Annotated in this window: 12 protein-coding genes, 1 tRNA gene and 1 riboswitch; of the genes, 4 read left to right on the top strand and 9 right to left on the bottom strand. The window is 44.4% G+C overall.

The window, feature by feature from the left end; genetic code table 11:
* Positions 1-113: 113 nt before the first annotated feature.
* Positions 114-191, bottom strand: a tRNA-Pro gene (locus BM056_RS01385).
* 171 nt (positions 192-362) lie between these two features.
* On the opposite strand from BM056_RS01385, the gene sigK reads away from it, so the two are divergent.
* The 4 genes from sigK (at position 363) to BM056_RS01365 (ending at position 3,743) form a co-directional block, all read left to right on the top strand.
* Positions 363-1,064 carry an RNA polymerase sporulation sigma factor SigK gene (sigK, locus tag BM056_RS01380; RefSeq protein ID WP_435050945.1) on the top strand — a complete coding sequence of 234 codons (702 nt, stop codon included), beginning with the start codon at positions 363-365 and terminating at the stop codon, positions 1,062-1,064.
* 113 nt (positions 1,065-1,177) lie between these two features.
* Positions 1,178-1,293, top strand: a riboswitch (SAM riboswitch).
* Between the two features lie 82 nt (positions 1,294-1,375).
* Entirely contained in the window at positions 1,376-2,572 is a 1,197-nt protein-coding gene (locus BM056_RS01375; protein ID WP_092467965.1) for a homocysteine biosynthesis protein, read from the top strand.
* A 24-nt stretch (positions 2,573-2,596) separates the two neighbouring features.
* On the top strand, positions 2,597-2,998 hold the full coding sequence (locus BM056_RS01370; protein ID WP_092467963.1) for an NIL domain-containing protein: 402 nt from the start codon (positions 2,597-2,599) through the stop codon (positions 2,996-2,998).
* Position 2,999: 1 nt separating this feature from the next.
* Positions 3,000-3,743 carry a UPF0280 family protein gene (locus BM056_RS01365; RefSeq protein WP_092467961.1) on the top strand — a complete coding sequence of 248 codons (744 nt, stop codon included), beginning with the start codon at positions 3,000-3,002 and terminating at the stop codon, positions 3,741-3,743.
* 74 nt (positions 3,744-3,817) lie between these two features.
* Here BM056_RS01365 and BM056_RS01360 read toward each other — a convergent pair whose 3' ends face one another.
* The 8 genes from BM056_RS01360 to BM056_RS01325 all read right to left on the bottom strand — a co-directional run bounded on the left by BM056_RS01360 (position 3,818) and on the right by BM056_RS01325 (position 14,362).
* Entirely contained in the window at positions 3,818-5,422 is a 1,605-nt protein-coding gene (locus BM056_RS01360) for an acyl--CoA ligase family protein (protein WP_092467959.1), read from the bottom strand.
* Positions 5,423-5,620: 198 nt separating this feature from the next.
* Entirely contained in the window at positions 5,621-6,229 is a 609-nt protein-coding gene (locus BM056_RS01355) for a GDSL-type esterase/lipase family protein (RefSeq protein WP_092467957.1), read from the bottom strand.
* Positions 6,226-6,771 carry a DedA family protein gene (locus BM056_RS01350; protein ID WP_238456260.1) on the bottom strand — a complete coding sequence of 182 codons (546 nt, stop codon included), beginning with the start codon at positions 6,769-6,771 and terminating at the stop codon, positions 6,226-6,228. The genes BM056_RS01355 and BM056_RS01350 overlap by 4 nt, the downstream gene beginning before the upstream one ends.
* Before the next feature lie 241 nt (positions 6,772-7,012).
* Positions 7,013-8,764, bottom strand: coding sequence for a pyruvate kinase (gene pyk / locus BM056_RS01345; RefSeq protein WP_092467953.1), 1,752 nt, complete (start codon positions 8,762-8,764; stop codon positions 7,013-7,015).
* Positions 8,765-8,789: 25 nt separating this feature from the next.
* Positions 8,790-9,752: a 6-phosphofructokinase gene (gene pfkA / locus BM056_RS01340; protein WP_092467951.1), complete on the bottom strand. Its 963-nt coding sequence runs from the start codon at positions 9,750-9,752 to the stop codon at positions 8,790-8,792.
* Positions 9,753-9,892: 140 nt separating this feature from the next.
* The gene (gene mtrB / locus BM056_RS01335; protein WP_092467949.1) at positions 9,893-10,126 is read right to left on the bottom strand and encodes a trp RNA-binding attenuation protein MtrB; all 234 of its coding nucleotides are present in this window, start codon (positions 10,124-10,126) and stop codon (positions 9,893-9,895) included.
* A 70-nt stretch (positions 10,127-10,196) separates the two neighbouring features.
* Positions 10,197-13,637, bottom strand: a complete 3,441-nt coding sequence (locus BM056_RS01330; protein WP_092467947.1) for a DNA polymerase III subunit alpha — start codon at positions 13,635-13,637, stop codon at positions 10,197-10,199.
* 86 nt (positions 13,638-13,723) lie between these two features.
* Entirely contained in the window at positions 13,724-14,362 is a 639-nt protein-coding gene (locus BM056_RS01325; RefSeq protein ID WP_092467945.1) for a class I SAM-dependent methyltransferase, read from the bottom strand.
* Between the last annotated feature and the right edge of the window lie 257 nt (positions 14,363-14,619).

The following is a 14,619-nucleotide window of genomic DNA, read 5'->3' as shown; positions in this document are numbered from 1 at the left end:
AGCCTTGAAAATTAAGGGGTAGTTATGGAATTTACCTGCCTTACCCTAGAAAATAAAAAAACCCGTAAAGCCTTGGTATTTCTAGCCTTACGGGTTTTTTGAAAGTTAAATATTGGTCGGAGCGACACGACTTGAACGTGCGGCCTCTACCACCCCAAGGTAGCGCTCTAGCCAAACTGAGCTACGCCCCGACATTAAATCAACTGCACTCGTTGCAGCTGCATTTATAATTATATATTTGGACCGGGTATAAAGTCAAGGATTTTATATTTGTAGATTGTGGTTAAAAATTTTTTATTTGTACAGGCACTGAGAATCCTGTCGAAGCATATGATATAGAATCCGAATTAAAGGGGGAATTTATATTGCCCGGTTTTTGGACTCTGGCTGTAGCGTCCTTAATCAACGGAATTATGCTACTGCTGTCTTATGTGGCGCAAAACAGTTTTCCCAAGCCATTGACCGAGGAAGAGGAACAGGATTACCTGGAAAGGTTGGCGAAAGGCGATGAAAATGCGAAAGAAGTTTTAATTGAAAGGAACCTGCGTCTTGTAGCTCACATTATTAAAAAGTTCGACGGTAGCGGTGATGACTTTGACGATCTTATTTCAATCGGCACTATCGGTTTGATTAAAGCTGTAAATACCTTTAACGGCAACAAATCATCACGTTTGGCCACCTATGCCTCAAAGTGTATTGAAAACGAGATATTAATGTATATGCGGTCAAAGAAAAAGATGCGCTCGGAAATGTCACTTTATGAGCCCATAGGCACCGACAAAGAAGGCAATGAAATTCATTTTATGGATGTATTAAGCACGGATGCGGAAACTGTCGCAGAAAAGGTTGCCCGTATTCTCGATCAGGAACAATTGTGGCGCAAATTAAAGAATCTAACGCCACAGGAAAGAAAAGTTCTGGTGCTTAGGTTCGGCCTGCGAGGTAAAGAGCGTAAAACCCAGAAGGAAATTGCTAAAAAGCTGGGCATATCTCGTTCTTATGTTAGCAGGATAGAAAAAAGAGCTATTGACCGTCTGTCTGAACAATTCCTGGCAGAAGCTTAGAATTCCCCAAAGATTATTTTTGTAAGATTATTGATTTGCCATATTGACATCAATATAGGATAATTGATAAACTAATTAAGTGCAGCAAATGAAAATTAAAATTTCATAGACGGCTCTTATCCGGAGTGGTGGAGGGACTGGCCCAATGAAACCCGGCAACCAGCTTTGTAATTAGTGCAAAGTATGGTGCTAATTCCTGCAGGAGTTAAATGCTTCTGACAGATAAGAGGTAATGAATATATCATAACCTCTTCTGTATCAGAAGAGGTTTAATATTTCCGGCAGGAACACAATTAGTTGGAGGTGTCAAAATGGCAGTGGAAAAAACTTACCAGGAAATCAATGCCAGAATAAAAGCAGGAAAAGCTGTAGTTGTTACAGCGGAAGAACTTGTTACGATGGTTAAGGAAAAAGGGGTGGAACGTGTTACTTCTGAAGTTGACGTTGTAACAACGGGTACGTTTGGCCCAATGTGTTCCTCAGGAGCATTCCTAAGCTTCGGACATACCAAACCAAGAATCAAAATGCACAAAGTCTGGCTGAACAGTGTACCGGCCTATACCGGCATTGCCGCGGTTGACGCATATATCGGAGCCACAGAGGTTCGGGAGGACGATCCGCTTAACAGCGATCACCCGGGTGAATTTCGTTACGGCGGTGGTCACGTTATTCAGGACCTGGTTGCCAGAAAAAAAGTTGTGCTAAAGGCTACGGGTTACGGCACTGACTGTTACCCGCGTAGGGAAATTGAAACTGAAATTACTCTTGATGATATTAACGAAGCTATACTTTTTAACCCGCGCAACGCTTATCAAAATTATAACTGCGCGATAAACCTGAGTTCCAAAACAATTTATACTTACCTTGGCATGCTCAAGGCCAATATGGGCAACGCACACTTTTCTACCTCAGGGCAGCTTAGCCCTTTGCTAAAAGACCCTATGTTTAAAACCATTGGCCTGGGAACTCGTATTTTCCTTGGCGGGGGTGTAGGTTATGTAGCGTGGAACGGCACTCAGCACTTCCCCGACCGTAACACCGGTGAAGACGGAACTGATTATGGTTTTGCCGGGGCAACACTCTCTGTAATTGGTGATTTAAAGCAAATGAGCCCGCGCTGGCTGGTGGGAACAAGTATGATCGGTTATGGCGCAACTATGACAGTTGGCCTGGGTATACCCATACCTATATTAAATGAAGAGATTTGCCGTTATGCAGCTGCTGGTGACGACGAGTTATATGCGCCAATTGTTGACTATAGTGGAGATTTCCCCAATCTTAGATCTTCCAACCTTGGTTTTGTAAGCTACGCTCAACTTAAGAGCGGTAAAATCAAGGTTAACGACAAAGAAATACCTACGGCACCGGTTTCCAGTTACCCACGGGCCCGTGAAATCGCGGCAACCCTGAAGTCTTGGATTCAAAAAGGCGATTTCCTTTTAGGCGAACCGGTACAGTTATTACCCAATACTGATACGGGTATTATCGCCAACTCGTTAAAAGGTTAATTTGTAAAAAAGGAGAGTGGAAATATGGCCCCCCAAAAAGTGGTCCTGCGTTTTGACGCTCAAATATCAGACCAACCGGTTATTTACAAGCTGGTAAAAGACTATGATTTGGTTATTAATATATTAAAGGCAAATGTAAATCCCCAGAAAGAGGGCACCATGGTTCTGGATATTAACGGGGAAAAAGCCGAACAGGGCATTGATTACTTGCGCAGTCTGGGTGTAAAGGTTAAGTCACTTACCGAACAGATAATGCAAAATGAAAATAAATGCGTTAGCTGCGGCGCATGCACCGATATTTGTCCATCAGGCGCCCTGTATATCGAAAGGCCGGACATGATCGTACGGTTTGACAGTGACCGTTGTGTCGTTTGCCATCTTTGTGTTAAAGCTTGCCCCATGCGGGCTATGGAGGTATGTTTCTAACTTGACGGATTATGTTAACCGGACTTACAGGTTGCTTCATAATCAAAAGGATCTGTCCTTCTTTAGGGTTACGGTTCAGGAAACAGACTTGGATATTGGCCTACCGGGCGGAATTATAACTCCTTCCCTGATTGAAGGTATTAGAAAAGAGATTATAACCAGCAGATCCCAAATTGAGGGCTATATCAATGAGAATGAACTTTTTTTAACTACGCTAAAACCGTTTCCTGTAAGTAAGGACGCTCCGGAATTAGTGCGCATCATGGCCGAGGCCGGCAATACCGCAGGTATTGGCCCGATGTCCGCAGTGGCCGGATCCATAGCCCATCATGTAGGTGCATATCTTAGTCGAAGGTCTTCTGAAGTAATTGTGGAAAACGGCGGCGATATTTACCTGCGTTCCGGCAGACTGCGGAAAATTGGGATTTTTGCCGGCCCATCTCCTTTTACCAATAAGCTGGCCATTGAGATTGAACCTCACCTAACTCCGCTGGGCATTTGTACCTCCTCGGGAACAGTTGGCCATTCGCTAAGTTTTGGCCGTGCCGACGCCGTGGTGGTCTTGGCCCCTTCTGCAGCACTGGCAGACGCAGTGGCCACGGCAACAGGCAATTTAGTGCAAAGTGAATCCGATCTGCAGTCAGCAGTTGACTTTGCCATGGGCATCAAATCAGTTACCGGGGCAATGGTTATCAAAAACGATAAACTGGCCGCCGCCGGCAACATACAGCTGGCACCGATGTAAGTTTGTAGGGGCGGACGCCCCTGTCCTCCCCTACAAACCATGCAAGTATTTAAATTTGCAACTAATTATTTATTTTAGTTTACTTTACGGTCGCGGCCGGCCCATTCTTTCTCACGCAGTTTATATTTCATAATCTTACCTGTTGAGGTTTTCGGTAATTCACCAAACTCTATGGCTTTGGGAACTTTGAACCGGGCCATGTTTTCCCTACAATAACTAATGATATCTTCCACTGTCAGATCGCTTCCGGGCCTTGGTACAATATAAGCTTTGGGCACTTCCCCCCACTTGGGATCAGGTATACCTACTACCGCTACTTCTTGAACATCCGGGTGGGCATAAATAACATTCTCAACCTCAACTGTTGAAATGTTCTCGCCACCGCTAATGATGATGTCTTTCATACGGTCCTTAATTTCAGCGTATCCATTGGGGTGCATCGCAGCCAGGTCGCCACTGTGGAACCAACCGCCCCGAAAGGCTTCAGCTGTTGCTTCCGGCTGTTTATAATACCCCAGCATAACGTTATTGCCGCGCATCACAATTTCCCCGATAGTCTCTCCATCCCAGGGAACTGACTCCATTGTAGCAGGGTCCACCACATCCATATACATGGCGGTAATATAGGCAACGCCCTGGCGGGCCTTGATTTTAGCCCGCTCATCCTCGGGCAGGCTATCCCATTCTTCCTGCCATTCACAAATGCTATGCGGTCCAAAAACTTCTGTTAGCCCGTAGGTCTGGGTCACTATTGCCCCGATAGCTTCCATATTTTTGATTATTGTTGGTGCCGGTGGAGCGCCTGCTGTCATTATATTTAATTCGCGTTTCATTTTTACATCTTTGGCTTTAGGATAAGTGGACATGGAAATTAAGACGGTAGGTGCGGCACAAAGGTGTGATACCCCTTCAACTTCTACCAAACGGTAGATTTCCTCCGGAACAACCTTGCGCAAGCAAATGTTGGTGCCGCCAACTGCAGTAACTCCCCAGGTAAAACACCAACCGTTGCAGTGAAACATGGGTAAAGTCCAAAGATAAACTGACCGTGAATTCATTCCTATCTCCAAAGCTTCGCCAAGTGCATTCAGGTAAGCTCCGCGGTGGTGATACATGACCCCCTTGGGCAAACCCGTAGTTCCACTGGTATAGTTTATAGTCGCAACTTGATATTCATCATCCACTTCAGTTTCAACAGGGTCTTCTGAGCCGGTGGCCAAAAACGCCTCATAATCCATCCCATCAAGGGGCTTTTCATCACTAATGTCACAAATATTTATATAAGTAGCTACATTATTTAATGCACCCGGATTAACCAGTTTGGCAAATTCATTGTCCACAAACAGGGCTTTGGCATCAGAGTGATTTATGATATAAGAAACTTCCTTTTCCATTAAACGAATATTGATACTTACGAGGGCAGCACCAATCATAGGCACGGCAAAATGAGCTTCCAGCATTGGCGGGGTGTTAGGACAGATAAATGCTACTTTGTCGCCCTTGCCGATGCCCATGTTTTTTAATGCGTTGGCCAATCGTTTCACTCTGTTATAAAATTCCTCATATGTGTACCTTTGGTCATTATAAATCACACCTATTTTATTTTTATAAACCACAGCACTTCTTTTGATAAAGTTTACCGGTGTTAGTACATCATAACAAACCTTATTATTGAGCATAGATTAGCCCTCCCTTTTAATAATTAATAATGAGATACAATAAAAAAGTAAAAAAGAATAGTTGGTCACTCCCTTGTTCTAAAATTTCTAAATGTTTTTATGTTCTGAAATTATAGTTAATTTCGACTTTTCTTTGGAGATTCCTTCTAGATCTTTAAAAAAATATTTATTTTAATAAATGGAAAATTTGAAATGTTCTTAATTAATTGAATTAAGTATTTCTTTAAGTTTTTTCTCGGCAACTTGTGCCATAACTTCATTACCCCGGTGATTAAGATGACACTCGTCATAAAAATAAGCAGGATCTCCCTGCCTGGTACCCGGAAGACAAAAAGCGGCATGATAATCAATTACCGGTATGGACTTGGATGATGCATAATGTTTAAGCCATTTTCTAAATTGATCAAGCCATAATGTCATTTCATCAACGCCAAACGGTATAAAAGATCCGCCCCCTGAAGGGCTATGGCATAATGGAGTCGGTAGTCCAATTACAGGCTTAATGCCGGCAGCCCGGCATTCTTTAATCATTTCATCAACGAAGTTTTGAGATTGCATCGGCTCACTGTTAAGCCAGGCGTCATTTGCCCCGCCAAGTATATGCACACATGCTGCTTTACAACTTAAAACGTCTCTTTTAAATCGCCTTCGCATGTCCATTAACGAATCTCCGTTGATGCCAAGGTTTACAGCTTCAAAATTGCAAGGCATTTTCTTCTGAAGCAAGCTAACCCACGAGTAATCAGGGCCATAAGGATAACCATAAGTTATACTGTCACCGATAAATGCAATAGTTATGGCCTTCAAATTTTCTCACTCCTAGCCTCATAAATATGCTTAATGAAAAACTTGACCACGAAATATACGATTACTAACGCCAAAATAGCCAGAGGTAAACTGTTATGCATGTATGCGGCTATCTCCGGCCATTTTTGTCCAAACACCATGCCAACCGAAATATTGGCGGAAACCCAGATTACAGTGAAAATAAAATTATAAAATAGAAAATGAACTAACTTCAAACCACTTGCCCCGGCCATATAGGGGGTAAGATTGCTTATCATTGGCACAAATCTACCGGCAATAATAAATAAGGGTGCAGAATGCTCCATCCAACTACGTGCCCGGCTAATTTGATTCTTGGTGACACCCTTAAATCTCTTGTTGTTAAAGATGGATTCTCCCATGCGCCAGCCGATTAAAAATGCAGCAATAGCTCCTATATTAAACCCTATTACTGCCACTAAAAAAACTTTATAGAAATCCATTTCATTTTGATTTACTAAAAATCCGGAGAACATAACCATAACGCCACCTGGAAAAGGAAACCCCATGGCCTCAATTATCAATCCCCCTAAAAGCCCGGCCAAACCATAGTTTCGAAAGAACTCCATCACATATTCCAGAATAAATGCCTCCCTCCATACAATATCTTATCCAGGAGAGAGGCCAAATTATAACCATCAGGAGTCAGAAGCCAGGAGTCAGAAGTCAGAATAAAAAAACCGTAATTACAATAGGATAGTAAATTTCTGGGGGCATATTCTTATGGTATTCGGAATTCTGACTACTGCATTCCGAATACCATTTTTACAATACCCTGGCGGTACCTTTGTAAACCAGGCCCCTTTGACCGTCTACCGTTACAATTTCTCCGTCAGGGATAATCGACGTTGCCCCTTCCAGCCCGACTATTACCGGTATCCCAAATTCAAGACCGACAATGGCGGCATGTGAGGTAAGGCCGCCCACCTCGGTAATAATTGCCGCTGCCTTCTCAATAGCGGGAATAAAATCACGGTCAGTATCGTAAGTAACCAGTATTTGCCCTGCACGCAGCCTCTCTTTTGCTTCACGCCAGCTTCCAACCACACAAACACTGCCGGTAACAGCTTTATTGCCAATACCTGTTCCCCTGGCTATAATATCGCCAACAGTATGTACCTTGATCAAGTTGGTGGTTCCATGTACCCCCACCGGCACACCGGCAGTTATTACCGTAAGGTCGCCGGCTTTGATTAAACCGGCGGCAAGTGAAACCTCCACTGCAGCGTTGATCATACTGTCTGTATCCTCGGTTCGCGCCACCAGCAGGGGCTGAACACCCCAGACTATAGCCAGCTTACGCAAAACTTTGGTATGCGGGGTAGCTGCTATAATTGGCGCTCTGGGCCTGTACTTGCTGACCATTTTGGCAGTATAGCCCGCCTCGGTAGATGAAATAATAGCTGCCGCACCTAAATCCAATGCCGTGGTTACGGTGGCATGGCTGATAGCGTCTGTTACCGTTTTGGAAAGCGCCCGGCGCTTGTTTTTTAGCAGTTCCTCAAATTTAATGGCCGATTCCGCCTGTGCGGCTATCCTGGCCATTGTTTCAACAGATTCGATGGGATATTTCCCCGCAGCAGTTTCTCCTGAAAGCATAATAGCATCCGTTCCGTCCAGTATCGCATTGGCCACGTCACTGGCCTCAGCCCTGGTTGGGCGCGGATTTTGAATCATCGACTCCAACATCTGCGTTGCCGTTATTACAGGTTTTCCGGTATGATTGCATTTTTCAATAATAGATTTTTGGATCAATGGAACTTCTTCCGGAGGAATTTCCACACCTAAATCGCCCCGGGCAACCATTATACCGTCCGATACCTTGATGATCTCATCCAGGTTAAGTACCGCTTCCCTGCTTTCAATTTTGGAAATAATGTCCATATAGCCATTGTTTTCCTCAATAATTCTTCTAATGGCCAATACATCGGAAGCTTTTCGTATAAAGGACGCAGCGACAAAATCCAGATTATTTTCAATGCCAAAGATTATATCTGTTTTGTCATTTTCGGTTAGAGACGGCAGGCTTACATTTACACCGGGTACATTAACACCTTTTTGACTGGTAATTTTCCCACCGTTCTCTATTATACAAAAAATTTTAGGCCCATCTACAGACTGGACACGCAGTGCAATTAATCCGTCTGAAATCAATATTCTATCACCGGTCTTTACATCACCGGGCAGCCCCTTATACGTGACCGGTAATAATTGTTCGGTACCTTTAACATTATCGGTGGTTAAGCATACTTCAGCTCCCGCCTTTAATTCCACCGGCTCTTTTTCCAGCAGGCCCAGCCGTATTTCCGGGCCTTTTGTATCCAACATAATTGCTACGTTTTTACCAACATTGCCGGCAGCCTTGCGAATTGCCTTGATGCGTTTCGCATGTTCTTCGTGAGTGCCGTGGGAAAAATTCAGTCTGGCCACATTCATTCCCGTCAGCATCATTTTCTCCATCAATTCAACGGATTCACTGACCGGGCCAATGGTACACACTATTTTTGTGCGGCGCAAATTTAGCTACCTCCTTTGGCGGTGATTAAATGGACAATATGCCCGCCAATTTATAAAGTTCAAGATCAATTGCGTTTTTGCACTTGAAAGTATCAGCAAGCGATTCAGACACAATCTTACCACCAGCTATTCCCACCATATGTTTGGCATTGCCTGACATTAACATCTCCACAGCCGTTGCTCCCATTCTGCTGGCCAGAATACGGTCAAAAGCCGTAGGCGTTCCGCCCCGCTGCAGGTGACCCAAAATCGTTACTTTGGTTTCCAAACCAGTCATTTCATGCAGTTTCTTGCCAATTTCCAGCCCGCTGGCCGCACCTTCAGCAACAATGATAATGCTGTGTAATTTACCTCTTTTATAGCCACGGTACAGCTTTTCGCAGACTTCATTGATGTTATTATCCAACTCAGGAATAAGTATGGATTCCGCCCCCCCGGCCAGCCCGGCAGTAAGAGCGATATGCCCGCTTTCCCGCCCCATTACCTCCAGGATAAATGTTCTTTCATGAGAGGTTGCAGTATCACGAATTTTATTAATCGCTTCCACTACAGTGTTAACCGCTGTGTCAAAACCTATAGAATAATCTGTTCCTGCAATATCATTATCTATTGTGCCGGGCACCCCAGCCACCGGAAGCCCGTACTCTTCGTGGAAAACATTAGCTCCCCTGAAGGAACCGTCGCCTCCGATGACAACTAATCCTTGAATGCCGAAGCGCAGCACATTTTCATGCGCCTTAGCCCTGCCTTGCGGAGTTTTAAATTCTTCTGATCTGGCAGTGCGCAATATTGTTCCGCCACGGTGAATTATGTCAGCCACAGAACTTAGATTCATTGGCCCCATATCAGCATCAATAAACCCGCTATAACCTCTTTGAATTCCGATCACTTCAAGCCCGTGGAAAATCGCTTTTCGAACCACAGCCCGGATGGCCGCGTTCATGCCCGGCGAATCACCGCCACTGGTTAATACAGCAATCCTTTGCACATTACTGCACCCCCTGTCATATTCAACCACGTCAACGAGTTTTTTGAGTGACAATAATACTTTTTACTTTCCCGTCTTAAATATGCAATTTAATTTTTACCGGGATTCAATCGAAAAAAATCCAGAGCAAACTCTGGATATTAGTCTTCAACAGTCTTCATTTTACCATGCTTTGTTAGAAGCTCTGCACGTCCACGAATTTTTATGGCGGAAGTGTGCTCGGTAAACTGAGCGATCATAATCTCACCTTTGTCCAGCTTTTCAGAATGGTGAAATTTGGTATCGCGACCCCGGGTTAAACCTATTATTGTAACCCCGTTTTCAAGTGCTTTAATTACAACATATTCACCAGTTATTTCAGGTAATACAGCCAATTGTTTCACCTCTTTAAAAATTATGTTGTTTCCCCTTTACTTTATCATACCATTAATTCTAAAGCCAAAGTCAACTAATTACGTCTGCAGCCTGGTCCTGATCCGACATGGAATGTTTAATTTTAATGCTGTTTATTCCAAGCAACTTGACAAGTTCATCAACCACCGTCGTATCAAGGTTAACCCAAAATCTGCGGTCGGCCCGGGCTAATTTTTTTTCTTTTGGAAAATAAATATAAACAGGGCAGTCACCCGGGAAAGAACAAAGAATTGCTTGTATTCCAGAGACCAGTTTAGGCGAAGCCTGGTCAATTTTTATAAATAATTCTCCGAAATTCCTCTTATTTAATATCTCCAGTGAATTAACAATTATTTTTGATTCATCACCGTTCTGGTTAACAATCCCCCTCACCAGAATTGGATTGTCAGATTTTAGTAATGATACGTACTGCTGGTAAACACGCGGAAAGACAACCAGTTCCACCGAACCGGTTAAATCCTCCAGTACGGCAAAAGCCATATTATCCCCTTTTTTGGTGGTAATTTTTTTAATGGCACCAAGCATCCCGCCCACCGTCACTTCAGCGCGTTCTTCCAAATCAGCCAGTCCCGCCACCTGGTGAGTGGCTTGCCGGTTAATTGACTCACGGTATTCTGAAAGCGGATGCCCGCTAACGTAAAGGCCCAGAGCCTCTTTTTCCATGTTTAGCAATTCACCTTGAGGAAATTCTCTTATATCGGGCATTTCAACAACTAAGGTATTTTTTATTTCCTCGCCCCAAAAATCAAGCAGGGATAGCTGCCCGGTTTCCCGGTCTTTGTGTGAAGCCTGGGCCAAACCCAGTCCCGCATCTATGGCAGCCAGCATCTGTGAGCGATAGTGCCCCAATGAATCAAGTGCTCCGCTTTTAATCAGGTTCTCCATAACCCTGCGGTTCACCATTCTTGTGTTCATTCTCTGGCAAAAATCCGCAAATGACTTGTAAAGCTGGCCGGAATTTTTCCTTTCATCAATAATCCACTTAACTGCATTTAAGCCCACATTTTTAATGGCGGCCAGTCCAAAACGAATTTTATCACCGTCCACAGTAAAGTTTTCACCGCTAACGTTAACATCCGGGGGGAGCACGTCAATACTCTTTCTGCGGCACTCTTCAATAAACACAGCCACCTTATCGGTATTGTCCTTTATTGATGTTAAAAGCGCAGCCATGAACTCAACCGGGTAATTGGCCTTTAAATAAGCAGTTTGATAAGAAACCAAAGCATAGGCGGCACTATGGCTTTTGTTAAAACCATAACCGGCGAAGTATTCCATTAAATCGAATACCTGCCCGGCTATTTCCGCGTCAACATTGTTTTTAACAGCGCCTTCAACAAACTTGCTTCGCTGTCCCGCAATAATCTCGGGCTTCTTCTTGCCCATAGCCCGCCGCAACAAGTCGGCTTCACCCAGGGTAAAACCGGCTAGATCGCTGGCAATGCGCATTACCTGCTCCTGGTAAAGAATGACCCCATAAGTGTCCCTGAGAATTGGCTCGAGCTTGGGATGAAGATAAACCACCTTTTGTTCACCATGCTTGTTTTTGATAAAATCATCAACCATCCCGCTGCCCAGAGGGCCGGGACGGTACAGGGCCACCAGAGCGACAATGTCCTCAAACACTTCCGGCCTTAAATCCCGCAATATAGCTCTCATGCCGCTGCTTTCCAGCTGGAACACCCCAACCCCGTCACCATTGCATAATAGTTCAAACGCCTTCGGGTCATCCAGAGGAATTTCATCAATGTCTATTTTTACCCCCCGGTTGGCGTAAATCATGTTGATGGCATCTGCTATCACCGTCAGTGTACGCAATCCCAGGAAGTCCATTTTTAACAAGCCCAGTTCTTCCACCTGATCCTTGGGAAACTGAGTCGACAGCGCACCTTCCGAAGCCTTACATAAAGGCACGTAATGGGTCAGCGGCTGTTGCGTAATCACCACCCCGGCTGCGTGAGTTGAAGCGTGCCTGGGCATCCCCTCCAGAAGGGAGGCCATATCGATAAGTTTTTTAACCTGATCGTCTTCCCGGTATGCAGCAGTTAATTCGGCAGATTCCTTCAGCGCCTTCTCAATAGTCATTTTTAATTCATTCGGCACCATTTTAGCTATCCGGTCCACGTCACCATAAGGCATCCCCAGCGCCCGTCCGACGTCTCTGATAGCAGCTTTGGCAGCCATTGTTCCAAAAGTGGCAATTTGGGCTACCTTGTCACTGCCATATTTTCTAGCTACATAATCAATAACTTCGGTTCGCCGTTCAAAACAGAAATCTATATCAATATCAGGCATGGATACCCTTTCCGGATTAAGGAATCTTTCAAACAACAGATTATATTTTAACGGGTTAATGTTGGTTATGCCTAATACAAATGCCACCAGGCTGCCGGCCGCGGAGCCGCGCCCCGGCCCTACCGGTATGCCGACCTCTCTGGCGAAGTGAATGAAGTCCCAAACGATTAAAAAGTAGGCCGAATACCCCATTTGTTTGATTACTTTAAGTTCGTAATCCATACGCTGCTGCAAGGTCTCATTCATTTCACCAAAACGCCATTCAATTCCCTTCAGGCAGAGTTCACGCAGATAACTGTCTTCTGTATGGCCGTCGGGAACAGTGTAAAACGGCAGGTGAAAATGTCCAAATTCCAATTCTACGTTGCAGCGCTCCGCAATTCTATTGGTATTATCCATGGCTTCGCGCAATTCCCCGAATAGTAGCGCCATTTCCTGCTCACTTTTAAGGTACAGCTCCTGCGATTGAAATTTCATTCGCCGGGGATCATCCACAGTTTTCCCGGTCTGAATGCAGAGCAAAACATCCTGCATTTCACTGTGTTCACGCAGCACATAATGCACATCATTAGTAGTTACCAGTGGTATACCGGCTTTTTGATGCAATTCCAACAGTCCGCGATTAGCCGTCTTTTGATCCTCAAAGCCATGATCCTGAATTTCCAGGTAGAAATTGTCCCGGCCGAAAATATCCAGGTAATCAGACGCACTTTGTTCGGCCTGTCCGTAATCGCCTTTGATAACATGCGAGGCAATTTCACCGGCAATGCAGCCACTTAAAGCAATTAGCCCGTTACTGTGGGCTGCCAGCAGTTCTTTATCCACCCTGGGCTTATAGTAAAAACCCTCGGTAAAAGCTGTAGACACAACTTCCAGTAGATTTCTATAGCCGGTTTCGTTTTCAGCCAGCAGCACCAGATGGTACAAATTGTCGTCTATCCTTGGCGTACGGTCATGCCTGGTTCGCGGCGCCACGTATACTTCACAACCGATTATTGGTTTGATGCCTTTTTTATGGCAGGCTTTATAAAAATCCACTACGCCATACATTACCCCATGGTCTGTAATGGCCAGTGATTGCATACCTGATTGGGCTGCTGTTTCAACAAGCTGCTTGATTCTGGCCGCGCCGTCAAGCAGGCTGTACTCTGTGTGCACATGCAAATGAGTAAACAACCAAAAAACCTCCAGTTTTTAAGGAGTCAGAATACTTACGAGTAACTGTTCTCTTATTATTTATTATTTCTACTCCTGACTCCTGTCTACTGACTCCTAAATTTAATGTGGTGCACGTGAATCTCATAGTATGGAAAGTATGGGTCATCAATTATAATTGGCATCACAAAATCGCGCTGATCTGTTTTTGCAGTGGCGCATAGTTCATTAATAAAATCAAAAGTCGCCGGTCTATTCGGATGAGCTATTAACAGGTTACCACCTTTGGAAACAACCTGCCTGATTACGTTTAGCAGGTGCACATTTAATTTAGGATCATAAAAAATGTCCGACCCCATGACCCAACTAAAATGCCTGTCTATTTTAAAATTGCGCCAATCACCCAGGAATGTTTTAAAATCTTTAAGCCCGTTTCGCGCAGCATTTAATCCCGCCAGTTCCAGTGCCAGGGGATTAAAATCCGAAAAGGTAACCTTGGCGCCTTTAAGGCCGCAAACTATACCTGGTAATCCAAGCCCTGTCCCCAGTTCCAGCAATTCCTCCCCCTCAAAACGAAGGTTGTCCCAAATCCAATGTGATAAACCACGGGCCGCAGGCCAGATTTCAGCCCAACAAGGAACTTTGTCTTCATCTGTAGGATCTGTTATTAATTCTTCCACATTTTTGACCACTGTCAAGTTTATAGTATGACCCGGTAACTCAAATGACGTTTCCCTGGTTTCCACAAACCTATGTCCACCTCCCTTTACATGAAAAGCGCGATTAAATCAGTTCCCTTATAGCGCTCTTTTCAGTACTTTTCTCCTTAGCCCTGGACATATATATGGCCAGGATTAAGGAGAAAAGTGCATGAAAAAAAACCCCTTGCTAAAGGGATTTTACCTTAAAGTAGCACTTTAAAACAATAGGTTACTATTCAGGTATTCAGAATTCGGCAGTCGGAATTCCAAATGCCTTAAACCAGTTCTTTCATTCTGACTCC

Source organism: Desulfotruncus arcticus DSM 17038 (assembly GCF_900113335.1).
GTDB classification, from domain to species: domain Bacteria; phylum Bacillota; class Desulfotomaculia; order Desulfotomaculales; family Desulfallaceae; genus Desulfotruncus; species Desulfotruncus arcticus.
The sequence above is the reverse complement of the archived record's forward strand: the minus strand, read 5'-3'. Positions and strand labels throughout refer to the sequence as shown.

Excerpts from the sequence above, each read along its gene's own strand:
- BM056_RS01375 (WP_092467965.1), top strand. The coding sequence starts at position 1,376 with ATGGCAGTGGAAAAAACTTACCAGGAAATCAATGCCAGAATAAAAGCA.
- BM056_RS01370 (WP_092467963.1), top strand. The coding sequence starts at position 2,597 with ATGGCCCCCCAAAAAGTGGTCCTGCGTTTTGACGCTCAAATATCAGAC.
- BM056_RS01360 (WP_092467959.1), bottom strand. The coding sequence starts at position 5,422 with ATGCTCAATAATAAGGTTTGTTATGATGTACTAACACCGGTAAACTTT.